The 23,224-nt window shown below is 69.0% G+C and carries 19 protein-coding genes and 3 tRNA genes; 9 read left to right on the forward strand and 13 right to left on the reverse strand.

Annotation, left to right across the window (positions count from 1 at the left end):
• Window positions 1–30 precede the first annotated feature (30 nt).
• The 4 genes from OO014_RS13410 to OO014_RS13425 form a co-directional block, all read right to left on the reverse strand.
• The gene (locus OO014_RS13410) at window positions 31–1,989 is read right to left on the reverse strand and encodes a hypothetical protein (protein WP_272462830.1); all 1,959 of its coding nucleotides are present in this window, start codon (window positions 1,987–1,989) and stop codon (window positions 31–33) included.
• A 120-nt stretch (window positions 1,990–2,109) separates the two neighbouring features.
• Window positions 2,110–3,741 carry an AMP-binding protein gene (locus OO014_RS13415; protein ID WP_272462831.1) on the reverse strand — a complete coding sequence of 544 codons (1,632 nt, stop codon included), beginning with the start codon at window positions 3,739–3,741 and terminating at the stop codon, window positions 2,110–2,112.
• 254 nt (window positions 3,742–3,995) lie between these two features.
• Window positions 3,996–4,634 carry a maleylpyruvate isomerase family mycothiol-dependent enzyme gene (locus OO014_RS13420; protein WP_272462832.1) on the reverse strand — a complete coding sequence of 213 codons (639 nt, stop codon included), beginning with the start codon at window positions 4,632–4,634 and terminating at the stop codon, window positions 3,996–3,998.
• Window positions 4,635–4,648: 14 nt separating this feature from the next.
• Window positions 4,649–5,281 carry a DsbA family protein gene (locus tag OO014_RS13425; protein ID WP_272462833.1) on the reverse strand — a complete coding sequence of 211 codons (633 nt, stop codon included), beginning with the start codon at window positions 5,279–5,281 and terminating at the stop codon, window positions 4,649–4,651.
• 87 nt (window positions 5,282–5,368) lie between these two features.
• On the opposite strand from OO014_RS13425, the gene OO014_RS13430 reads away from it, so the two are divergent.
• Window positions 5,369–5,806 carry a MarR family winged helix-turn-helix transcriptional regulator gene (locus OO014_RS13430; protein WP_272462834.1) on the forward strand — a complete coding sequence of 146 codons (438 nt, stop codon included), beginning with the start codon at window positions 5,369–5,371 and terminating at the stop codon, window positions 5,804–5,806.
• A gap of 20 nt (window positions 5,807–5,826) precedes the next feature.
• Window positions 5,827–6,528 carry a lysophospholipid acyltransferase family protein gene (locus OO014_RS13435; protein WP_272462835.1) on the forward strand — a complete coding sequence of 234 codons (702 nt, stop codon included), beginning with the start codon at window positions 5,827–5,829 and terminating at the stop codon, window positions 6,526–6,528.
• Window positions 6,529–6,650: 122 nt separating this feature from the next.
• Here OO014_RS13435 and OO014_RS13440 read toward each other — a convergent pair whose 3' ends face one another.
• From OO014_RS13440 to OO014_RS13450, 3 genes are all read right to left on the reverse strand, one after another.
• A complete protein-coding gene (locus tag OO014_RS13440) occupies window positions 6,651–8,561 on the reverse strand; it encodes an LVIVD repeat-containing protein (protein WP_272462836.1) in 1,911 nt (636 codons plus the stop codon).
• Window positions 8,562–8,827: 266 nt separating this feature from the next.
• Window positions 8,828–9,232, reverse strand: coding sequence for a hypothetical protein (locus tag OO014_RS13445; protein WP_272462837.1), 405 nt, complete (start codon window positions 9,230–9,232; stop codon window positions 8,828–8,830).
• A gap of 21 nt (window positions 9,233–9,253) precedes the next feature.
• Window positions 9,254–9,736 (reverse strand): GNAT family N-acetyltransferase, encoded by a 483-nt coding sequence (locus OO014_RS13450; protein WP_272462838.1) that lies wholly within the window; start codon window positions 9,734–9,736, stop codon window positions 9,254–9,256.
• A 249-nt stretch (window positions 9,737–9,985) separates the two neighbouring features.
• On the opposite strand from OO014_RS13450, the gene OO014_RS13455 reads away from it, so the two are divergent.
• Window positions 9,986–10,312: a DUF6584 family protein gene (locus OO014_RS13455; protein ID WP_272462839.1), complete on the forward strand. Its 327-nt coding sequence runs from the start codon at window positions 9,986–9,988 to the stop codon at window positions 10,310–10,312.
• Window positions 10,313–10,381: 69 nt separating this feature from the next.
• Here OO014_RS13455 and OO014_RS13460 read toward each other — a convergent pair.
• A tRNA-Arg gene (locus OO014_RS13460) sits at window positions 10,382–10,454 on the reverse strand.
• A 443-nt stretch (window positions 10,455–10,897) separates the two neighbouring features.
• On the opposite strand from OO014_RS13460, the gene OO014_RS13465 reads away from it, so the two are divergent.
• Window positions 10,898–12,718, forward strand: coding sequence for a phosphoenolpyruvate carboxykinase (GTP) (locus tag OO014_RS13465; protein WP_272462840.1), 1,821 nt, complete (start codon window positions 10,898–10,900; stop codon window positions 12,716–12,718).
• Between the two features lie 109 nt (window positions 12,719–12,827).
• A complete protein-coding gene (locus OO014_RS13470) occupies window positions 12,828–13,325 on the forward strand; it encodes a DUF6328 family protein (protein WP_272462841.1) in 498 nt (165 codons plus the stop codon).
• Window positions 13,326–13,483: 158 nt separating this feature from the next.
• Here OO014_RS13470 and OO014_RS13475 read toward each other — a convergent pair.
• Window positions 13,484–13,573 (reverse strand) — tRNA-Ser (locus OO014_RS13475).
• A gap of 175 nt (window positions 13,574–13,748) precedes the next feature.
• On the opposite strand from OO014_RS13475, the gene OO014_RS13480 reads away from it, so the two are divergent.
• Together OO014_RS13480 and OO014_RS13485 are read left to right on the forward strand one after the other, a co-directional pair.
• Window positions 13,749–15,317: an LCP family protein gene (locus tag OO014_RS13480; RefSeq protein WP_272462842.1), complete on the forward strand. Its 1,569-nt coding sequence runs from the start codon at window positions 13,749–13,751 to the stop codon at window positions 15,315–15,317.
• 97 nt (window positions 15,318–15,414) lie between these two features.
• The gene (locus OO014_RS13485; RefSeq protein WP_272462843.1) at window positions 15,415–16,968 is read left to right on the forward strand and encodes an LCP family protein; all 1,554 of its coding nucleotides are present in this window, start codon (window positions 15,415–15,417) and stop codon (window positions 16,966–16,968) included.
• Window positions 16,969–17,062: 94 nt separating this feature from the next.
• Here the strand turns inward: OO014_RS13485 and OO014_RS13490 are convergent, their stop codons facing one another.
• Window positions 17,063–17,266: a cold-shock protein gene (locus tag OO014_RS13490; RefSeq protein WP_034805904.1), complete on the reverse strand. Its 204-nt coding sequence runs from the start codon at window positions 17,264–17,266 to the stop codon at window positions 17,063–17,065.
• A gap of 243 nt (window positions 17,267–17,509) precedes the next feature.
• Entirely contained in the window at window positions 17,510–18,493 is a 984-nt protein-coding gene (gene folP / locus OO014_RS13495) for a dihydropteroate synthase (protein WP_272462844.1), read from the reverse strand.
• A 105-nt stretch (window positions 18,494–18,598) separates the two neighbouring features.
• Between folP and OO014_RS13500 the strand changes: the two genes are divergently transcribed.
• A tRNA-Ser gene (locus OO014_RS13500) sits at window positions 18,599–18,688 on the forward strand.
• Between the two features lie 221 nt (window positions 18,689–18,909).
• Here the strand turns inward: OO014_RS13500 and epsC are convergent.
• Together epsC and cysK are read right to left on the reverse strand one after the other, a co-directional pair.
• Entirely contained in the window at window positions 18,910–19,620 is a 711-nt protein-coding gene (gene epsC, locus OO014_RS13505; protein ID WP_272462845.1) for a serine O-acetyltransferase EpsC, read from the reverse strand.
• A gap of 15 nt (window positions 19,621–19,635) precedes the next feature.
• Complete coding sequence (gene cysK / locus OO014_RS13510) at window positions 19,636–20,565, reverse strand: cysteine synthase A (protein ID WP_272462846.1); 930 nt, start codon at window positions 20,563–20,565, stop codon at window positions 19,636–19,638.
• 271 nt (window positions 20,566–20,836) lie between these two features.
• On the opposite strand from cysK, the gene OO014_RS13515 reads away from it, so the two are divergent.
• A complete protein-coding gene (locus OO014_RS13515; RefSeq protein WP_272462847.1) occupies window positions 20,837–23,185 on the forward strand; it encodes a (Fe-S)-binding protein in 2,349 nt (782 codons plus the stop codon).
• Window positions 23,186–23,224 lie beyond the last annotated feature (39 nt).

A 23,224-nucleotide genomic window follows, 5' to 3' on the forward strand; every position in this document is an offset into this window, starting at 1 on the left:
GGGGGGACGTCGCGAACTGCTCTTTCGATTTCAGTCGGTGGCGGGGTTGAAGCCGGCCCGCCGGGCCGCCTCCTCGTTGAAGAACCACACGTCAGGCTCGCGGTCCTCGTAGCCAGCAGCGCCAGGGGCCAGGAACGTGTTGGACTCGCGGTAGCCCTTCACCGCGTGGCCGAGCGGCTGGGCCCGGTCCTCCAGCGGTGCAGCCGACCCGATCCCGAAGCCGCCGTCCCGGACCTCGTCGAAGCCGGAGATGCGGCGCTCCTGCGTCGCGGATGCCTGGGCTGACTGCTCCTCCGCCGACTCCGGCTCGTCGAGCGGCGGGACCTCCGAGCCTGCCGGCTCCGGTGCCGGCTCGTGCTCCAGTCGCTCGTGCCGGTCGAACGGCTCCTGAGACGCGGCGGCCACGGGCCCAACGGCCGGTGATGCGGCCGGCTCGGCCTCGACCGGCTCCTCGGCGCCCGGAGCAGCTGCTGCCACGTCGGCTGCGCCAGTGTCGCCTTCGTCCGAGTCGCGTTCGTCCGAGTCGCCCTCGTCGGTCCCCGCCGCGTCGTCGAGCAGGGGCGCATCGTCGGAGTGCTCGACCGGGCCGGGGTTCTCCACCGCGTGCGGTTCCTCGTCGGCTGCTGCCTGGCCGGGAGTGTGGGGCGCGACGTCCGGCTCCTCGCCGTGGCCCGCCGGGGTCGCCGGCTCCTGCGCTGCGCCACTGGCCGACGTCCGGTCCGCGTCAGCCGCGGTGGCCAGGCCGGCCGGGGCGGTGAGGTCCGTGGACCAGGGTTGGCCGCGGTGATCACCGGGGTCGTCGGTGGGGGCGCCACCGCCGACGACGAAGTCGTCGCGATCGTCCAGCGCTGGGACCTCGACGTGCTCGACCGTCATCGGGTCGGCGGCCAGCTGCTCGGACATGGCATCGGCACCCGCCCCCGCACGGGTCGTGCGATCAGGGGTGACGTCGTCGTCGTCCGAGGGCCCGTTGATCCAATCGGCCGAGCCGGACTCCTCGGCGGCGGACGCATCGATCTCCGACTGGTCCACGTCATCGACCGGACCGTTGACCCAGTCGGCTTCCTCGTTGCTCATGGCCTCGTCCTCTCGAGCGTCGGTCGTGCTTTCAGGACCGATACCCGACGCGGCGGCTGCGACACCGGCTGGTGCCGCCTCCTCGGTTGAGCCGCCGGCATCCGACGTGGACGGGACCTGCTCGCCCTCGGCGGGTCCGTTGATCCAGTCCTCGGCGGCCGTCTCCTCAGCCGCGGAGGCAGCGAGCTCGGCGTCGTCGATGTCCTCCACGGGGCTGTTGACCCAGTCCGCGTCGGTGTCGTCGGGTGCGGGGTCGGGGCCCGCCGACGTCGTCTCGACCACAGGATCGTCCGCGTCAGTCGGACCACCTTGGGCGGCAAAGGGATTCTCGGCGTCGGCCAGATCCGGCTCGTCGTCCTCCTCGGTGAACGGGTGCGGGCCTCCGGCACGGTCGGCGCGCGTGGCGGCGCTGCCTGCGGCGCCCAACGCCACGCCGGCCGCCACGGACCCGGGCGCTCCCCCGGGCCGGCCGAAGGCACCACGCTCCTGCGGCTGCCCATCGGCGTCGAGGCGGCGGCCGGACCGGTCGACGGGGTGGCCCTCGTCGTCGGTGCGCACGTCCGGATCGAGCCGATCGGCCTCGCGCTCGAGCCTCTCGCGCTCCAGGCGGGCCGTCTCGGCGGCCGCGCGCTGCTCCTCCGCCAGTCGCTCGAGACGGGCCGCTTCGGCCGCCTTCGCCTCAGCCTCGGCTCGAGCGTCGGCAGCAATGGCGCCGACGACCGAGGCCCGGTCCTCGACGGCCTGCACCTCGGCCTGCTGCTGCTCGGCGCGGTCGCGCAGTGCTGCCGCGTCCGCTCGCTGCTGCTCCTTGACCTTGCGGCGCCGAGATGACGACACGAGCCACCAGATGACGAGCGCCACCACGATGAGCGCGAGGACGATCCAGAGGATCAGGTCCATGTTCTCCGGCATGCCAACCCCTTAGGTGTGGTTTGTGAGCCTCCTCCGGAGAACCTACTGCGATGACGAGCAAGGGCGCAGGAGCCGAGCCGCACCTGAGCCTGCCTACTCAGGTCAGCACGCAACTTCTGGTCAGACGAGCCCGAGCCGTTTCGCGGTGAGCTCCCGCATCTCGACCTTGCGGATCTTGCCCGTGACGGTCATGGGGAACTCGTCGACGACCTCGACGTAGCGGGGGATCTTGTAGTGGGCGAGCTGACCGGTGCAGAACTCGCGCAGCGCCTCGGCCGTCAGCGGCTCGGCGCCTTCCTTCATCCGCACCCAGGCGCAGAGCTCCTCGCCGTACTTCTCGTCGGGGACGCCGATGACCTGCGCGTCGAGGATGTCGGGGTGGGTGTAGAGGAACTCCTCGATCTCACGCGGATAGACGTTCTCGCCGCCGCGGATGACCATGTCCTTGATCCGGCCGGTGATCTCGACGTAGCCGTCGTCGTGCATGACACCGAGGTCACCCGTGTGCATCCAGCCGTCCTCGACCGCCTCGGCCGTCTTGTCGGGCTGCTCCCAGTAACCGAGCATGACGGAGTAGCCCTTCGTCATGAACTCGCCGGCCTGTCCGCGCTTGACGGTCTCGCCGGTCGCCGGGTCGACGATCTTGATCTCGAGGTGCGGGTGGACGCGGCCGACGGTGCCGGTCTTCTGCTCGAAGGTGTCGTCGGTGCGGTTCTGGGTCGACACGGGCGAGGTCTCCGTCATGCCGTAGCAGATCGTCATCTCCTCGATCCCGGAGGCGATCAGCTGCTTCATCAGCTCGGCGGGACAGGGCGATCCGGCCATGATGCCGGTGCGCACGGTGCTCAGGTCGTAGTCGGCGAAGTTGGGCAGGTTCCATTCGGCGATGAACATCGTCGGCACGCCGTAGAGGCTGGTGCAGCGCTCGTCGGACACCGCTTGGAGCGTCGCGGCCGGGTCGAAGCCGGGCGCCGGGATGACCATGCAGGCGCCGTGGGTGGTGCAGGCGAGGTTGCCCATGACCATGCCGAAGCAGTGGTAGAAGGGCACGGGGATGCAGACCCGGTCGGCCTCGGTGTAGCGGCACACCTCCCCGACGAAGAAGCCGTTGTTGAGGATGTTGCGGTGGGAGAGGGTCGCTCCCTTCGGGAAGCCGGTCGTCCCCGACGTGTACTGGATGTTGATCGGGTCGGTCGGCTTCAGAGCAGCCTGTATGCCGCTGAGCTCGCTCGCGCTGACCCGGTCGGCTTGCGCGAGGGTGGCGTCCCAGTCGTCCGTGCCGATGTAGATGACCCGCTCGAGGGACGGGACGTCGTGGCGGACCTCGTCGACCATGGCGCGGTAGTCGCTCGACTTGAAGGACTCGGCGGCGAAGAGCGTGGAGATCCCGGCCTGGCCGAGGACGTAGTGCAGCTCGTGGGCCCGGTAGGCGGGGTTGATGTTGACGAGGATCGCGCCCATCTTCGCCGTCGCGTACTGCACGAGGGTCCACTCGGAGCAGTTGGGGGCCCAGATGCCGACCCGGTCGCCGGTCTTGACCCCGAGGGCCAGGAGCGCGCGAGCGAGCTGCTCCACGTCAGCCAGCAGAGCGGCATACGTCCAGCGTCTGCCCTGGGTGACGTCGACGAGCGCCTCGCGGTCGGGGAAGCGAGCGGCGGTGGCGTCGAGGTTGTCGCCGATCGTCTGCTCGAGCAACGGGGTGCCGGTCTCCCCGCGCGTGTGCGAGAGCGACGGGTCGAGGACGTCGGTCATGGTGCCTCCGGAGCGTGCGACAGCGGACGGGTCCAGCCCGACTTCACCACAAGGCCCCCCGATGCACAACGGGGCGAGGACCCGGTCGCAGGATCTTCGAGAAAGATCACAGAAACCTTGTCACGATCTGGGCCCGGGTCCGTCTTACAGGCAGAGCGCTCGTCCCAGTACCCCCCGAGCTGGGACGAGCGCTTCCCTGGTCGGCCTCCCCCTCCGCACGCGTGTCGTGGAGGGCCGCGCGTGGAGGGGGCGGCTCACCACACGGGCAGTGGACCCGACAGACGGTCCGCGAGCGCCGTCCGACCAGTCAGCAGCAGGAGCAGCGCCCCGATGGGCCCGGCAACCTCGATGCCCTCCCCGACGGACCAGTCGGCGTCGGTGGCCGTCAGTCGGTGACCCTCGAGTGGCAGCGGGCGAAAGACCATGGACAGCCAGGTGCCGCGCGTCTGCCAGAGCCGCGTGGCGGCCTCGGCGGCTGCAGTCGCCGGCATCTCGAGGTCGAGCCCGAGTGGCAGGGCGATGTCCTGGCCGTGGACGAGGATGTCGGTGAGCGTCTCCCGCTCGGAGACGAAGGCGTTGTGGCGGCGCGAGCCGATGGAGGCCCGGATCCTCCGGATGATCTCGTCGGTCGGCAGCTTCGCCTGGAGCTTCGCCGAGTGGTGGATGGTCCGGTTGAGCGTGACGCAGCGCAGCAGGCTGGGGTGTCGCACGACGAAACGCACCACGTCGGTGAGGTGCTGCTGCTGGAGCGTCAGGTGCGCGGCGACGTCACGCACGCTCCAGCCGTCGCACAGGGACGGGTGCGCCCACTCTTCGGGTGTGAGCGTCTCGAGCAGGTCTGCGGTGCGGCGACGCTGGTCGTCGATCGCGGCCCAGAGCTCATCGGTGTCCATGTCAGATTTTCTCCTCAGGTGAAGACTGGTGGTGCGGTGCGGGTGCGCTTGAGCTCGCAAAAGTCGTCGTAGCCCGCGAGCAGGCGAAGGCCCTCGAAGACTCGGACCGCTTCTGCGCCGCGCGGGATCGAGTTCAGGACTGGCCCGAAGAAGGCGACCCCGTCGAGGTGTGTCGTGGGCGTGCCCACGTCACCGCCGACCGGTGCGACGCCCTCGTCATGGCTGCGCCGGAGGTCCTCGTCGACACCGGGGTCGTCCGCGGCGAGGGCCAGTTCCGCGGGCAGGCCCGTGCGGACCAGGGCGATCTCGACCGCGTGGCGCAGCTCCGTGGCCGACGGGTACCGCCACCGGTCGAAGATCTCGCGCCCGAAGGCGGTGTAGAAGGCGGGTAGCACCTCGTTGCCACACTTCAGCGCAGCGGCGGTGGCCACGCGGGACGGGCCCCGGGTGGCCTCGACGTTGGCGCGGTAGCTGGGAGCGAGGTCGGTCCGGTCCTCGTTGACCAGATACAGGCTCATGACGTGGAAGCGGAGGTCGAGGGGTCGGTGCGCCTCGACCTCGTGGAGCCACCGCGATGCCGTCCAGGAGTAGGGGCACACCGGGTCGAACCAGAAGTCGACGACGGGGACGCTGTCTTCGGAATGCATGTGCTGTTCCCCTCTCCCGACTAGAGTAGTCCTACGATAGAACCAATATAGTTCGATCGTAGGACTACTTCAAGAGGTTTCTCCCCCATGCGAGATCTGCCCACGAGCCTGCTCATGTTCATCGCCTCCCGCTATGCCCAGAACCGGATCTTCGAGGCGGGACGGGAGGCCGGGCTCACGGACGTCACGTTCGCCCAGAGCCGGCTCGTCGCCGGGATCGACCCGGACGGCACCCGTCTCTCGGTGCTGGCCGAGCGAGCCCAGATCGCGAAGCAGACAGCCACGGCCCTGGTCGACAAGCTGGAGCGGGCCGGCTATGTGGAGCGAGTCCCCGACCCGGCCGACGGTCGGGCGCGGCTCGTGCGGCTGACGGCTCGCGCTGAGGCAGCCCTGCCGATCGCGCGAGCCGAGGAGACGCGTATCGAGCGCGAGTGGGAGGCCCACCTGGGGACGGAGCGGATGGGCCAGCTGCGTGAGGCGTTGGTCATGCTCCGGGAGATCACGGATCCCTACCTCGAGCGCTGAGCGGTCCTACGCTGTGGCCCGTGTGGTACTGGTTCTTCAAGTACGTCGTCGTGGCGCCGATCGCGCGCTTCTATGTGCGGCCGCGGTGGGTCGGGCGTGAGCATCTGCCCCGCACCGGTCCGTTCGTGCTCGCCGGGAACCACGTGACGATGATCGACCCGGTCGTCATCGCCCTCGGGGCACGACGCCGGGTGACCTACGTGGCGAAGTCGAAGTACTACTCGGGCACCAGCCTCCGGCGGCGCTTCCTCGCGTGGTTCCTCCGCGCCGTGGGCCAGGTGCCGATCGACCCGGCGAGCGCCCAGGCCGCCAACCCGGGCCTGGAGACGGCGCGGCGCGTGCTGCGCGAGGGTGGCGTCGTTGCCATCTTCCCCGAGGGCACCCGCTCGCCCGACGGGCGGCTCTATCGCGGTCGGACGGGGGTCATGCGCCTGGCCCTCCCCGAGGGCGTCCCGGTCATCCCGGTCGGCGTCCGCGGCACGCGTGAGGTCCGGCTGCCCGGGAGCGGCTCGCTTCGGCGCGGCCGCGTCTCAGTGATCTACGGCCCGCCGCTCGACCTGAGCGCCTGGTCCGGGCGCGCCGACGACCCGGCGGCGTGGCGCGAGGCGACCGACGCCCTGATGGCCCGGATCGCCGACCTGTGCGGGCAGGAGGTCGCGGACCGCTACGTCACCGAGGAGGAGCGGGCCGAGCGGGACCGCCGCACCGGGACGGAGCCGTGAGAGCCGGCCGGCCGCCGAGGTCAGCTGAGTGCGAAAGCCAGCCCAGCGGCATACGGCCTGGGCCGTAGGTGAAGGGAGGGGCGAGCCGACCGGCCCGCCCCTCCCTTCCCGTCGGGTCCCGATCACGGGTCGACGAAGACCCACAGCCCGGAGTCGCGATCGCTCGCCAGGATGATGGTCTGGCCATCACGGACGAACGTCTCGACGCCCCAGAAGTTGTTGCCGTCCGGGTCCAGGTAGCCGCCGACCTCGACCAGCTCGCACGTCGATGCATCCTCGGGGTCGGCGCACTGGATCTGCACCGCCCGCAGGCCACCGCTGTAGTACGCGAGGTAGGCCAGGCTCGGGTCGAGCGGATCGGTCGCCACCTCGTGCACCGAGAGGTCGCCGTAGCCGAACGCGAAGGCCGGGTCGTGCGCCTCGTCAATGGCGAAGGTGTCGACATCAGTCAGCGTCCAGCCATTGCGGGCGAACAGGTGGACGTAGCCCCACCCGTCGAACTGCGACTCGACCGAGACCCGCTCCCCCACGTCCCCGATGGAGGGCTCCTCCGGATAGGACCAGCTCACCTCCGTGTTGAACATGAGGTGGAACGCCTCGTGCGTCGTGCACACCGCGACGATCTCGTCGACGAAGGCGCCAGACCCACAGAACGGGACATCGTTCTCGGCGCCGACGTGGCGCTGGACGAGCAAGACAGCATCCCAACCGGCCACGTAGGCCTCGTGCGCCTTCTCACCCGGGAAGCAGGCCGCCTCGGGTGCGTTGGGGTCGGCCACCGGGCCGCGCTGCAGGACCAGGATCGACTCCTCGCCCGCGGCGAGGGACTCGAGGTAGCCCGGGATGCTCTCCGGTTTGGGCACCCCCGCCGAGTCGGGGCAGCCGTAGCCGCCGTAGACGACCGGCCCGTTGAGCGTCAGGTCGGGAAGGATCGCCGGAGCCGCACCACCGCCGACGATGTTGGCGTCGTGGACCCCGGCATTCGGGCCCGACGCGATCTCGAAGTCGCCGGTCCGGTAGGGCGCGAAGTCCTCGTCGGTGCCGATGACGAACCGGTTGTCCGAGGTGAACTCGGCTTGGTGGCCGTTGCCTTCCGGCGTCAAGGAGATCCCGGTGGACTCGAGGAGCTCCGGGTCGATGGCAGCGAAGTCGGTGTCACTGAGGAACGTCGGATCCGCTGGGTCGTCCACGTTGAGCAGGACGTAGCCGCCGTCCCAGTAGGACAGCAGCATGATCCAGTGGCCGTCGACCTGCTTGACGACCATGTCGTGCAGGAACGACTGGGTCAGCCCGAGCTCAGGCTGGTCGACATCGAACTGGTTCAGGTCGAGCTCCGCGATCAGGACGGGCTTCTTCGGGTTCGTGACGTCGAAGATGTCGACGTCCTGGCCCTCTTCGTCGTCAACGGACACGAGGTACGCGTTGTCGCCGGCCTGCCACAGGAAGGCGCTGTGCGTCTGGTTCGCGACGTGCGGGTGGTTGGTCGAGTCGTCGACCGTGAAGTCGCCGAAGTTCTCGGACAGCTTCTTCGGCTCGAGTGGGTCGGTCACGTCCCAGAGCGAGACGCCGCCCTTGCCGTTCTTGCCGCACACCTCGTGGTTCATCACCAGGACGTCGCCGCTGAACTTGGCCGTGTCGACGGACACCACCTGCATGCCCTCGCCGACCAGCGTGTCCTGACGCGCCCGGATGAACCCGACCTCGACCGGGTTCTCGAGGTCCTTGATGTCGATGATGTAGACGCCGCCGTCGGGACCGTCGCCCTCCGGTCCGGCACAGCCCGCACCGCCCCAGCGCGCGAGATAGGCGTAGTCACCGTCGGGGTCCACCGCAACGTCAGCGATGAGCCCTTCCTCGGCATCCGCGACTCTGACCGAGCCCTCCAGCTGGATCTTTCCCCATTCTCCGGTGCCGCTCAGGTGTCCGTTATTCGCACTGTGCTGGTCACCCGGATGGCCGAGGGCTGCGGGGCTGAGCGCCACCGCGGTGGCCAGCGCTGTGGCCAGCCCCAGTAGGGAACGTGCTCTCTTCATTCGTGTCTCCCCAACTCGTGGTCCAAGGAAGGGAGTGACAAGGGATGGCCAGCGAGCGCCCGACGCCACTTCTCGACGCATGCTGCAGAGCACCCAGGGAACGAGGCGGCGTCCTTGCCCCTCCATGACGTGGCCGGCGGGGTGTCCGCCTCGTCGGCACGCACCATGCTAGTGACTCATGTCAGGTGTGGTGAAGATCACAATCTCCTTTATTGGCGAAGCATGGCACGCCTCCTCGCCGGCAGCCCACCCACCCCACCAGCTCGTCAACCCGCCGAGGCGGCAGGGGACGCGGCGCTCGGGCCGAGCAGGAGGTAGCCCTGCGCGAGCAGCACGACCACGATGGCGACCCACTTCCCGGTCGGCAGCTCGAGGCCGTACTTCCACCGGTCGATCAGGAGCAGCCCGACCTGCAGCATGACGATCCACCCCATCGTCACCAGGGACAGCTCGGCATACCTGAGCGACGAGGCGTAGACCCACCACAGGACGAGGAACGAGGACGCGCCCAGGACCAGGGCCCGCAGGTTGCCGTTGTCGGCCCACTCCTTGGCCGCGACCGCGCCAGCCAGGTCGAGCACGGCAAGGCAGAGCATGGCGAGGGTGGCGATGATCGGCACCGGCCATCCTGCCGGGACCTTGATCAACGGGAACAGATCCTGTGCACTCACGACGAGACCCCCTTCACCGACTCACCTCAGAGGATGCTCCGGCGACGCAGATACCGCGGTTCGCTGAAGCAGCTGCGGCGAGGAGCCGAAGCCGAGCCGCTCATAGACAGGGACGGACCGCGGGCCGGAGTGGATCGTGGTGTGGAGGACGCCCAGGCGTTCCGCGTGCTCGACGGCTGCTCGCACGAGGGCGGTGCCGATCCCCCGACCTCGCCACTCCGGCCGGACGAAGACGGTCTGGAGGTCCGCACCCAGTCGGTCAGGGACTCCGGGCCGCGGCACCCGCGGCACGATGGCCACCCAGGCCATGCCGACGACTCCCCCACCGTCGGGCGCGCGAGCGACGAAGCACCGGTGCGAGCTGCCACGGACGGCCCACCACTCGGCGAGCTCGACACCGAACGCCTCCAGGTCCTCTCGGGTCGGCTCCTCGTCCAGATGGTCCAGATGGACGAGCCGGGCCAGGTCCAGGACGTCGGCAGCGCCTGCCTCGTCGATCCTCACGCTGCTGCCTCCTGTAGTTCGTGCGCCCGGGACGCATGCTGCCCGAAGGAGGAGGGCGCTGCCCCCGGAGCGGCTGCTTGGCCCAGTGTCCAACGGCCCGCCACGCGCTCGACCCGACGAGCCCAGCGGCAGCGAGCCCAGCGGCATACGGCCCCTCTGCCGTATGCCGCTGGGCTCAGCGGGTGCCAAAAGGCCCAGGCCGCGCGACGTCGCTTGCCCCACCCGCGCGGCTCCTTCAGGATGACGCCTGTGAGCGAGCAGGAGACCTTGGCCCGCGTGCACGACGACCTCGCAGCGGGGCGGGTCGCGCTGGCGCGCCAACGACTCCGCGGCCTGGTCGGCTCCTACCCCCAGCGACTGGATCTACGTGAGGAGCTCGCTGAGCTCTATCGTCGGGACGGCGTCCTCAGCCAGGCCGGTCGGTGGACCTTCCTCAGTGAGACCAGGAACCCCGCGGAGCTGCGCGCCTTCGACGGCAAGACCCGGATCCGGTTCATCGGCAGTGTCGCCCGCCCGACAGAGGAGCGCCGATTCACATCTCCGGGCCCCAAGGCACCCACAGGCCGACCACTCTAAGGGCAAAAGCGAAGCGGCCCGACCGCGTTTCCGCTGGTCAGGCCGCTTCTTTACTGTCTCAACACAGTGCGCACCCGAAGGGATTCGAACCCCTAACCTTCTGATCCGTAGTCAGATGCTCTATCCGTTGAGCTACGGGTGCATGCCCGACCACTTGGGGCGGACGAAGAGTTACCTTAGCGCTTCCGTGCCGCATCCACGAAATCGAGCCACCTGCGGGGCCGTATGCCGCTGAGCGGGGTCCCGCTGACCCCTCGAGTGGGTGCCGAGCCCCTTCGAAGGAGGGGGTGCGTCAGTGCGACACGACTCCGGAGGAGGCGAGCCCACTGCAATCCATGCAAGAAACCGACAAGCCCTTGTCAAAATCCTTGCAATCCAAGCGTGTTGTGACTGGTCTCACCGGTGAGCCCCCCAAACCGTGGTCAAACCCCCTCCTCGGCGCTGGGTACCGTGATCCCATCACGTCATTTGTTCACCATGCGGACACTCGGACCATGCCTCCGTGGCTGGACGACCCGGGACCGCACGGTGGACGCCACCGGCACAACGCGGTGCCCCGGACACCGCGTGAAGGGATGGGCGAAGTTGACCACGACACCGAAGACCAAACAAACGACCCATGCGGGCCTGCAGGCCTGGGTCGACGAGGTCGCCGAGCTGACGCAGCCGCGCGACATCCGCTGGATCACCGGCACTCCTGAGGAGTGGACCGAGCTGACCGACCAGCTCGTCGAGGCCGGCACGCTGGTGCGCCTCAACGAGGACAAGAAGCCGAACTCGTTCTGGTGCGCCTCCGACCCGTCCGATGTCGCCCGCGTCGAGGACCGCACCTTCATCTGCTCCGTCGAGGAGAAGGACGCCGGCCCCACCAACAACTGGATGGCGCCGGACGAGATGAAGGCGATCATGACCGACCTGTACCGCGGGTCGATGCAGGGTCGCACGATGTACGTCATCCCGTTCGTCATGGGGCACCTGGACGCGAAGGTCCCGATGTTCGGTGTCGAGATCACCGACTCGGCCTATGTGGCCGTCTCGATGCTCGTGATGGCCCGCTGCGGCGAGAAGGTCCTGCGCAAGATCGAGGACACCAACGCCAACTTCGTCCCTGCCCTGCACTCGGTCGGCGCGCCGCTCGCCGAGGGCCAGGAGGACGTCAAGTGGCCCTGCAGCGACACGAAGTACATCGTCCACTTCCCGGAGGAGCGCACCATCTGGAGCTACGGCTCCGGCTACGGCGGGAACGCCCTCCTCGGCAAGAAGTGCTACAGCCTGCGCATCGCGAGCGCCATGGCGCATGACGAGGGGTGGCTCGCCGAGCACATGCTCATCCTGAAGCTGACCAGCCCCGAGGGGAAGATCCACTACGTCGCGGCGGCGTTCCCGAGCGCCTGCGGCAAGACGAACCTGGCGATGATCGACCCCACCATCCCCGGCTGGAAGGCTGAGATGGTCGGCGACGACATCGCGTGGATGCGGTTCGGCGAGGACGGCCGGCTCTACGCGGTCAACCCGGAGGCCGGGCTGTTCGGCGTCGCTCCGGGCACTGGCGAGTCGACCAACCCCAACGCGATGGAAACGATCAAGCGGGGCAACTCCGTCTTCACCAACGTCGCCCTGACCGACGACGGCGACGTGTGGTGGGAGGGGATGACCGACGAGAAGCCGGCCCACCTCACCTCGTGGCTCGGCGAGGACTGGACGCCGGAGGGCGACAAGCCGGCCGCGCACCCCAACAGCCGCTTCTGCACCCCGATCGCCCAGTGCCCGATCGCCGCACCCGAGTACGACAACCCGGACGGCGTCCCGATCTCGGCGATCCTCTTCGGCGGCCGGCGCAAGACGACGATCCCGCTCGTCTACGAGTCGCGGGACTGGACGCACGGCACGTTCGTCGGCGCGACGCTGTCGTCCGAGACGACGGCGGCAGCCACCGGTGCCGTCGGCGTGGTCCGGCGTGACCCGATGGCGATGCTGCCATTCCTCGGCTACAACGCCACCGACTACTTCGGTCACTGGCTGGCGATCGGCAAGCAGGCCGACGCGTCGAAGCTGCCGCGGATCTACGGCGTCAACTGGTTCCGTCGCGACGAGGACGGCTCATTCCTCTGGCCGGGCTACGGCGAGAACAGCCGCGTCCTCAAGTGGATCGTGGACCGCCTCGAGGGCGAGGCCGACGCGGTGGAGACGCCGATCGGCTTCGTGCCGGCTCCGGGCTCGTTCGACATCGACGGCCTCGACGTGACGGAGGAGCACCTGGCCAAGGCCGGTGCCGTCCGTCCGGAGGAGTGGGCCGACGAGCTGCCGCTCATCGAGGAGTGGTTCAACAAGTTCGGCGAGGACCTCCCTGCGGAGCTCTGGGCCGAGTTCGACGGTCTCAAGGCGCGGATCAACGCCGCGCAGTGAGCCGTAGTCCGTCCCTCCGGTGGGATCGGACGACGTGATGCAGGGCCCGGCACCGTCACGGTGCCGGGCCCTCCACCATTTCCGCCGTCCGGCCTGCGAGGATTCGGGGATGAGTGAGCACGCCCCGTATGACCGCGAGGAGACTCGCGGCGAGCGCCTGGACCGCAACTTCGACGAGCAGCTGCAGGAAACGCGCATCGCGCAGGCCGGCGTGCAGATCCTCTTCGGCTTCCTGCTGACGTTGCCGTTCCAGCAGCGGTTCGAGACACTGACGGACTTCCAGCGCCGCATCTACCTGGGCACGCTGATCGCTTCTGCTGTCGCCGTCGTCCTGTTCACGGCACCTGTAGCCGTGCACCGCGTGCTCTTCCGCCAGGGGCTGAAGGACTTCATCGTCGCCTACACGTCCAAGCTGGCGTCTGCAGGTCTGGTGGCCTTGGCCGTATCGGTCGTCGGCGGGCTCGTGCTCGTCCTCGACGTCCTCATCGACCACACGCTCGCGATGTGGATCGGCGGCGCCCTCGCGGTCCTCACCCTGGTGCTGTGGTGGGCCGTGCCGGCCGCCCGCCAGCGCCGCATCCCGCCGCACGAGAGGGCCGACGCCTAGGCCGTATGCCGCTGGGCTCGGTCCCGTCTGCCCGCGAGGGAGGCTGCGGGAGTCGTCGCCTCCGCTTCGCTCCGGCTCCTCCCACATCCCAGAACTCGATAGATGATGATGGGCCCCTGTACTCACTCCGCTTCGGAGTACAGGGGCCCATCATCGTTTGGCGGAGGCGGCGGGATTTGAACCCGCGAGAGGTTTTATCCTCAACCCGCTTAGCAGGCGGGCGCACTAGGCCACTATGCGACGCCTCCACACTCGGAGTCTCCGAACTGGGGACCACAAGCCAGCACAGGCTACCGGGGTGGCCCGCACAGACCAAAACCGGGTCCCTCCGGACAACGTTTCGACGCTTCAGGACGTCTTCACAGGTGACCGGTGCAGAATGATGGGGCGCGTCGACCGCGCCAGCATGCCCGAGAGGACCACATGAGCGACGAGCCCGAACGGCACCCCGCGACGAGCGGGGGCCGCAGGTCGCTACGCCGCGAACTGTCCGTCGGCTTCCGGCGCGCCCTGGGTCTCACCGCTCTGGGCACGCTTCTCCCCGGCGCAGGTCTGATCCGCACGCGCAGCCGCGCCTGGGGCTGGCTGCTGCTCCTGACCTTTCTCGGCACCATCGGGACCGTCGCGCTCCTGGGCGCCACACGCGGGGTGAGCAAGGTCGCCCTCCTCATCGCGAGCAACACCCGCTACCTGCTCATCCTCACGCTCATCGCGGCCATCGGCGGCTTTGTCTGGTGCGCCTCCATCATCGCAACCGCAGTGCAGGCACGGCCGCGCCGCCTCGACCGCGCCCGGACCAGGTCCCTGGCCGTGTTCACCACCGTGATGGTGGCCCTGGTCGGGGGGACCTCCTACAAGGGCGCCGAGTTCGCCCTGATCGGCCGTGACACGGTGGGTGTCATCTTCAAGGCGTCGGGCCTCAAGCCGGGCGAGGGGGCCAAGGTCGTCAATGAGGCCGATGTCGACCCGTGGCGTGACACGCCACGCGTCAACATCCTGCTCCTCGGCTCCGACGCCGGGGTCGGGCGCGACGGCACACGGACCGACTCGATGATCGTCGCGAGCACGGACACCAGGACCGGCCGCACCGTGCTCATCTCGCTCCCCCGCAATCTCCAGCAGGTGCCGCTCCCGGAGACGAGCAAGCTGCGCGCCTGGTGGCCGAGCGGTGTCTACGGAGAGCCGAGCTGTCCCCGGCAGCAGAGGGACCCCAACGACCCCTGCATGCTCAACGCGATCTGGACCGAGGTGGACGCCTACCGGGAGCAGAACCCGGACGCCTACCCGGCGGAGGACGAGGCTCCCGGCCGCACCGAGACCCGGGACGTCATCGGTGAGGTGCTCGGCCTCAAGATCGACCACACCGTCGTCGTGGACCTCGAGGGCTTCCGGCAGCTCATCAACGCCATGGGCGGCGTGACGATCAACGTCAAGCTCGGCGGCTACGACGGCAAGACCCCGATCCCTTACGGGCCCCTGACCGCCAACGGCACGTATGCGCACTCGTTCGACACCCCCGGCCCGATGAAGATGAACGGCTACCAAGCGCTGTGGTACGCCCGCTCCCGGGCCGCCGACGATGACTTCAACCGCATGTCGCGACAGCGCTGCGTCGTCCAGGCCGTCGTCAACCAGGTGAGCCCGACGGCGATGCTGGGCAAGTACGCCGACGTCGCGAAGATCGCTCGGGAGAACATCTACACCGACATCCCGGCTGAGAACCTCTCGGCCTTCGTCGAGCTCGTCGAGCGGATCCAGAAGGCCGGGAAGTTCGTCAGCGTCGGCATCGACCCCACCCACGGGATCAACACCGGCAACCCGGACTACGACGAGATCCGCCGCATGGTCCAGAAGGCGATCACGCCTCCAGCGCCTAAGCCGAAGCCCGCGAGCACCGCCACGGGCACCTCGACGCCCGAGCCGACCAAGACTCCGACCCCCTCATCGAGTGCCACGACGACGGAGCCGGAGGACGTGGACCCCTGCGCATGATCCTGCGCTGAGGCGGTTCAGGCCCCGAACTGGCACTTTCAGCCAGACTGTGCAGAATGTGAAGGCTGCCTCCACCGGCCATCATCGAGGGGACCGAATGACCGTGCATGACGACGGGCGCGCCACCGCATCCGCGGGGCGGCGTTCCGCTCGACGGCAGCTCCGGTCGCACTACCGGCGTTCGTTGCGTCTGGTCGCCCTCGCGGCGGCGATTCCAGGGGCGGGACTCATCCGGACGCGCGCCCGTCGCGCCGGATGGGTGATCCTGCTCGGCTTCATCCTGGCGCTCCTCGCTGGCGTCGCCGTGATCCTGTCCCGCGGCGCCAAGGACGTTGGCCTCTACGTCATCAGCCACCCCGATCTGCTGCAGTCCGCCGGCGTCCTCCTGGCGGGGGCAGGGCTCATCTGGTGCGCCTCGATCGTCGCCACCGCCGTCTCAGCCCGTCCGGACCGCCTCGACCGGTCCCGCACCCGGGTCCTTGCCGTCTTCACCACGCTGATGGTGGCCGTCGTCGGCGCCGGCACTTACAAGGGGGCCGAGGCGGCCCTCATCACGACCGACACCATTCGCGGCGTCTTCAGCGCCCAAGGCCTCAAGCCGGGCGAGGGCGCCAAGGTGGTCAACGAGGCCGACGTCGACCCGTGGCGCGACACCCCTCGCGTCAACCTCCTGCTGATGGGATCGGACGCGGGCACCAGCCGCACCGGGACGCGCCCCGACTCGATGATCGTCGCGAGCATCGACACCAAGACCGGTCGCACCGTCCTCATCTCCGTGCCGCGCAACTTCGAGTGGGCTCCCCTGGCCCCGGACAGCCCCCTGCGCGAGCGGTGGCCGATCGGCTTCTACGGCGGCACGCATGACCAGCCGGACTGCCCGCGCAAGGAGGCCAACGCTGCTGACCCGTGCCAGATCAACGCGGTCTGGACCGAGGCCGAGCAGTTCCGTGCGAGCCACCCGGATGCCTATCCAGACGACCCCGCGCCCGGACGCAGCGAGACCCGTGACGTCATCGGCGAGATGCTCGGCCTCCAGATCGACCACCTCGTCGTCATCGACCTCCAGGGCTTCATGGACCTCATCGACGCCATGGGCGGCGTCGAGGTCAACATCAAGCTCGGCGGCTTCGACGGCAACACACCGATCCCCTACGGCCAGAAGTACGCCAACGGCAGCTACGCCCACTACTTCGACCAGCCCGGCCCGCAGCAGCTCAACGGCTACCGCGCCCTCTGGTACGCGAGGTCCAGAGCCGCCGACGGGGACGAGCATCGGCAGCAGCGTCAGCGGTGCGTTGTCCAGGCCGTCGTCGACCAGGTCGACCCGGCCTTCATGCTGACGAAGTACGCGAGCATCGCGCAGATCCTCAAGGAGAACGTCTACACGGACATCCCCGGGCCGAACCTGCCCGCCTTCGCCGAGCTCGTCGAGCGGGTCCAGAAGGGCAAGATCACGAGCCTGGCGTTCACGGGCAAGAACGGTTTCCCCTACAGCAGCAACCCCGACTACGAACTGGTCCGCGACCTCGTCAAGAAGGCGCTCGAACCCCCGAAGCGCAAGAAGAGCAAGCCGAAGCCGAACAGCACCGCAACCACCCCAGCTCCTTCGGTGACGGAGAGCCAACCCGAAGAAGTCGACGAGTGCGCGTGACCGGACCGCCCGGACACGAACAGAGCCCCCCGGGCAAGCCGGGGGGCTCTGTCACAAACGACTATGGGTGTCGCTCGTTGCGTTCGTTTCTTGGTCAGAGCGGGCGGACTGCGTCAGCCTGCGGGCCCTTCGGACCCTGCGTGACCTCGAACTCGACGCGCTGCGCCTCGTCCAGTGAACGGTAGCCGTTCGTCTGGATCGCCGAGTAGTGGACGAAAACGTCGGGGCCTCCGCCGTCCTGGGCGATGAAACCAAAGCCCTTCTCAGCGTTGAACCACTTGACGGTTCCCTGTGCCATAACGGGTAACTCTTTCCTTCTTAGCCAGTGGGACCACGCACCTCGCGAGGACCCAGGCTGCCGCTTCTACCACTCGCCGGGCGAACCCGTCGACGTCGATACTGAAAACCCGTCACCTCGTGGGTGACGGGCACCTACTCGACTGCGCGGAACTGCAACTGCAACCACGTCGAACTTAGCACGCTACCGACGGGTCGTCCCGTTGGAATCAAACGCATTTTGCGGGATTCATCTTGAGTTCGTTCAGCGTGCCAGTGGGACGCCTCGCTCAGCCTTCCTGGGCGGCCGGTCACCCCGGATCGTCGCCACCATGTCGACCACCCGGCGGGTGGCCCGGACGTCGTGGGCGCGGAACACCGTGGCGCCGAGCCAGGCGGCCACGGCTGTCGCCGCGAGCGACCCCTCGAGACGCTCCTCCACCGGCAGGTCGAGGCTCTCGCCGACGAAGTCCTTGCGCGAAAGTGCTTGCAGCACCGGATAACCCAGCGCCGCGACGTCGGCCGTGTGGCGGAGGACCTCGAGCGAGTGCTGGGTCGTCTTGCCGAAGTCGAGGGTGGGGTCGATCAGGATCCGCTCAGGGGGTATGCCGCTGAGCTCGGCTGCGCGCGCACCGCGGGCCAGCGTGGTCACGACGTCCCGCACGACGTCGAGGGGGTCGTCGCCGTAGGTGACCGCGACGGGGTCCGTGCGCGGGGGCAGCCCACCGGTGTGTGAGACGACATAGCCCGCCCCGAGCTGGGCCGCGACGTGCACGAGCTCTGGGTCGGCACCGGCCCAGGTGTCGTTGACGACGTCCACGCCGGCGTCGGCCGCCGCGAGCGCCACCCCCGACCGCCAGGTGTCGAGGCTGAGGATGACGTCGGGGTGGGACGCGCGGGCCCACTCGAGGAAGGGCACGACCCGGCGGATCTCCTCCTGCTCATCGACGACCTCGCCCTCCTGCCCGGCCCGGACACCGCCGACGTCGACGAGGTCAGCGCCCAGTTCGAGGGCCTCCTCGAGGGCGCGCTTCGCGGAGTCGAGGTCGGCGTGCCGGTTGGCGCCGAAGAACGAGTCCCGCGTCCGGTTGATGATCGCCATCACTGCGGGGCGCCCGGCATCGAAGGAACGACCCCGCAGCACGAGCGCGGGGGGCGACGGTTGGTGCACCGGACCGAGCTCCGACAGCACCGTGTCGACCAGCTCGTCGCGAGGGCTGGTGCCGGGCACCTCGGGCTGCTGGGGCATCGTCACAAGGTCGTACCCTACGTCGCCCGGCGTTCCGAGGAGACTGCAGTTGCGATGGCTGCGATTCGGGCATCAGTGTGTGCCTTGGCTAGACTCAGCGCACTTGGAGGGCTCGCATAGTGGCCTAGTGCGGCGGTCTTGAAAACCGCTATGGGTTTACGCCCATCGTGGGTTCGAATCCCACGCCCTCCGCCAGTCTTCCGGCGAAGCCGCGCTCCTGGTGGAGGGCCGGCGATTCGGGGAGGAGCGAGGCACGAGCGACGGAGTCCCACGCCCTCCGCCATGCCCCTGACTCCCGGGCAAAGGAGAGCCCCGCTGCGCCGGGGGGAGCGCAGCGGGGCCGCTCGGAGGCGGAAACGCCTCACGTCAGTGATACCCGTGGCCGCGTCACGCAAACCCGGGTGGGTCCGATTTCCTCAGATGAACATCGCGGGGTCGAGCCAGTGGTTCGTCGCGTTGCGCTTCGGGAAGCGCAGCTCGGCCGGAACGCCGACCGCGACCGCTCCGGCAGGCACGTCCTTGACGACGACGGCGTTGGCGCCGATCTGCGTGTCGTCACCAACGAGCACGGGCCCCAGGACCCGCGCGCCGGCGCCGATCGTCACGCGGTTGCCCACCGTGGGGTGCCGCTTGACGTGCTCCATGGACCGGCCGCCGAGCGTCACGCCGTGATAGAGCATGACGTCGTCGCCGACCTCGGCGGTCTCGCCGATGACGACGCCCATGCCGTGGTCGATGAAGAACCGGCGCCCGATCTGCGCGGCCGGGTGGATCTCGACGCCAGTCACCGATCGCGTCACCGTGGCCAGCACCCGTGCGGGCAGCCGCCCGCCGGGCAGCTTCCACAGCTCGTGCAGGCCGCGGTGCGCCCAGATGGCGTGCAGGCCCGGCGATGTCAGCGCGACCTCGAGCCGCGACGACGCGGCCGGGTCCCGTTCGATCGCGCCGTCGAGGTCCTCACGGAGGCGCTCGGCGGCCCTGCGGACGAGACCGAGCCCAGCGGCATACGACCTCTTCTTTGCCGTATGCCGCTGAGCGGGCTTCTCCTCCGACGCGCGGACGAGCTTCAGCGGGCTGGCGTGCGCGGGAGCCGGGGTGGCGTCCTCGTGCTTGGCGGCGGTGCTCATGGTGGGCCCTTCGGCTCAGTCGACGAGACCCTCGAAGAGGATCGTGGAGAGGTAGCGCTCGCCGAACGACGGCACGATGACGACGATCGTCTTGCCCTTGTTCTCGGGGCGGGCGGCGACCTGGGAGGCCGCGGCGATGGCGGCGCCGGAGCTGATGCCGACGAGGAGGCCCTCCTCGGTGGCGGCGCGGCGGGCGTACTCGACGGCGGTCGACGCGTTGACGTCGATGACCTCGTCGTAGATGTCGGTGTCGAGGATCTCGGGCACGAAGTTCGCGCCGATGCCCTGGATCTTGTGCGGGCCGGGCTGGCCGCCGTTGAGGATGGCCGACTCCTCGGGCTCGACGGCGATGATCTTGACGTCGGGCTTGCGGGACTTGAGGACCTGGCCGACACCGGTGATGGTGCCGCCGGTGCCGATGCCGGCCACGACGATGTCGACCTGGCCGTCGGTGTCCTTCCAGATCTCCTCGGCCGTCGTCTTGCGGTGGATCTCGGGGTTCGCCTCGTTGGCGAACTGGCGGGCCAGGACCCCGCCACGCTCGGCGGCGATCTGCTCGGCGCGCTCGACGGCGCCCTTCATGCCGGTGGCCGGGTCGGTGAGGACGAGCTCCGCGCCGAAGGCCCGCAGCAGGGCGCGCCGCTCCTTCGACATCGACTCGGGCATCGTCAGCACGACGTCGTAGCCGCGGGCGGCGCCGACCATGGCGAGCGCGATGCCGGTGTTGCCGGAGGTGGCCTCGACGATGGTGCCGCCCGGCTTGAGCTGCCCGCTCGCCTCGGCGGCGTCGACGATGGAGACGCCGATGCGGTCCTTGACCGAGCTCGCCGGGTTGTAGAACTCGAGCTTGGCAGCGACGGTGGCCTCGGCGCCGTCGGTCACCTTGTTGAGGCGGACCAGTGGCGTGTTGCCGATGAGCTTGGTCACGTCGTCGTAGATCGGCATTGCGTGGCTCCCTCTGCGAGCGGTGGTAGGCGTGGGCGGGAAGGCGTCCGGCCTGATTGTCCCTGACAATCCCGAACTCGTTATGAATATTCCAACATCCGGTTATTGAAGGCAAGCGGCCGGTCCATCCATCGCACCACCTTCTGTCTGACGACGGCGCCCTGGACGTCGGCGAGGTCGGTTCACCAACCGGGCAAACGGGCCTCGGTCCCGCTGGGACCGGCGTCACAATCCACTAAGCGGCCGCTCACTCCTCAGTAGACTCCCCCGCATGACTGCCCTCCAGATCATCGCGATCGTGATCAGCCTCGCCATCACGGTGGTGGGCGTCGCGCTCCTCGCCAAGACGATCAACCACTACGTGGCGACCTTCCGCCTCGGCCAGCCGGAGTACCGCGGCGACGACAAGGGCGCCCGGACGATGACGCTCATCCGGGAGTTCCTCGGGCACACGCGGATGTCGCGGCTGCCCGTCGTCGCCATCGCGCACTGGTTCACGATGGTCAGCTTCGGGATCCTCTTCTTCACGCTGATCAACGCGTTCGGGCAGCTGTTCGTCCCGTCGTGGACGCTGCCCCTGATCGGGCACTTCCCGCCCTACGAGTGGATCACCGAGTTCTTCGCGTGGACCGGCCTCGTCGGCATCCTCCTGCTCATGGCGATCCGCCAGAAGAACCACCCGCGGTCGGCCTCCGGCGAGCACGGTCGGCGCAGCCGGTTCTTCGGGTCGACCTGGTGGCAGGCCTACTACGTCGAGTTCACCATCCTCGGCGTCACCCTCTGCATCCTCGCGCTGCGCGCCCTGGAGTACGCCCTCGCGAAGGTCGAGGGCCTCGACACGGCAAGCGCCCTGCACTTCCCGATGACCGCCTGGCTCGGTGAGTCCTTCACGGGCCTCTCCGTCGCCGCCCTCGAGGGCACCATCGTCGTGGTGGCGACCCTCAAGATCCTCATCTCGATGGCCTGGATGATCACCATCGCGCTCAACCCGACGATGGGCGTCGCCTGGCACCGCTTCCTCGCCTTCTTCAACATCTTCTGGAAGCGCCACGCCGACGGACGCACCTCCCTCGGCGAGCTGCAGCCGATCAGGATCAACGGCGAGGTCCTCGACTTCGAGAACGTCGACGAGCTCGACGAGGATGCTGCGCTCGGCGTCGGCAAGGTCGAGGACTTCACCTGGAAGGGCCTGCTCGACTTCACGACCTGCACCGAGTGCGGCCGCTGCCAGAGCCAGTGCCCCGCCTGGAACACCGACAAGCCGCTCTCCCCCAAGCTGCTCGTCATGTCGCTGCGCGACCATGCGCACGCCAAGGCTCCGTGGCTGCAGGCCTCCGAGGCGGTCCGCGCCAAGGGCATCGACGCGGCCGACGGGTTCTCGGACAAGACCAAGGGCGCCGTGGCGGTCGAGCAGCTCGTCGGTGAGACCGGCTACGACATCACCAACCCGCTGACCGCCTACAACCCCTACGGCCCCGACGCCGTCATCGACGAGGACGTCCTCTGGTCCTGCACGACCTGTGGCGCCTGCGTCGAGCAGTGCCCCGTCGACATCGAGCACGTCGACGCGATCGTCGACATGCGGCGCTACAAGAACCTCATCGAGTCGGCCTTCCCGTCCGAGCTCGGCGGCCTCTTCAAGAACCTCGAGAAGAACGCCAACCCGTGGGGTCTCGCGCCGCGGCTGCGGATGGACTGGGCCAAGGACCTGCCCTTCGACGTGCCCCAGGTCGGCGCCGACGTCGAGTCCCTCGACGAGGTGGACTACCTCTTCTGGGTCGGCTGCGCCGGCGCCTACGAGGACCGGGCCAAGAAGACGACCCGCGCCGTGGCCGAGCTGCTCCACCTGGCCGACGTGAAGTTCGCCGTCCTCGGCGACGGCGAGGCCTGCACCGGCGACTCCGCCCGCCGGGCCGGCAACGAGTTCCTCTTCCAGATGCTCGCCCAGCAGAACGTCGAGGTCCTCAACGAGGTCGGCGCCACGAAGATCGTCGTCACCTGCGCGCACTGCTTCAACACCATCAAGAACGAGTACCCGCAGCTCGGCGGGAACTACGAGGTCCTGCACCACACCCAGCTGCTCAACCGGCTCGTCCGGGAGAAGCGCCTCGTCCCCGTCGCGCGCCCCGGCGAGGGCGACGGCCTTTCGGCCGGGCTCTCCCGCGCCGGCTCGACCGGCTCCAAGGTGACCTACCACGACCCCTGCTACCTCGGCCGGCACAACCAGGTCTACGCGCCGCCGCGTGAGCTCCTCCAGATCCTCCCCGGCGTCGAGTACGCCGAGATGGAACGCAGCAAGGAGAAGTCCTTCTGCTGCGGCGCCGGTGGCGCCCGCATGTGGATGGAGGAGCAGCTCGGCAGCCGGATCAACACCAACCGCACCGAGGAGGCCCTGGCCACCGGCGCCGACCGGATCGCCGTCGGCTGCCCCTTCTGCAAGGTCATGCTCACCGACGGCGTCAACGCCGCCGTCCAGGAAGGCAAGAAGGCCGAGGGCGAGGTCGAGGTCGTCGACGTCGCCCAGATGCTCCTCGCGGCCGTCCGACGCGGCGACGGTGGCGCGGCGGCCGAGCAGGAGCAGACCGTGCCGGTCGCGCCGACGCCGGAGCCCGCGGTCTGACCCAGCCCAGCGACCTGTCGAAGGGGCCCCACCACGACG

The organism is Intrasporangium calvum (genome assembly GCF_028446585.1).
GTDB classification, from domain to species: domain Bacteria; phylum Actinomycetota; class Actinomycetes; order Actinomycetales; family Dermatophilaceae; genus Intrasporangium; species Intrasporangium calvum_A.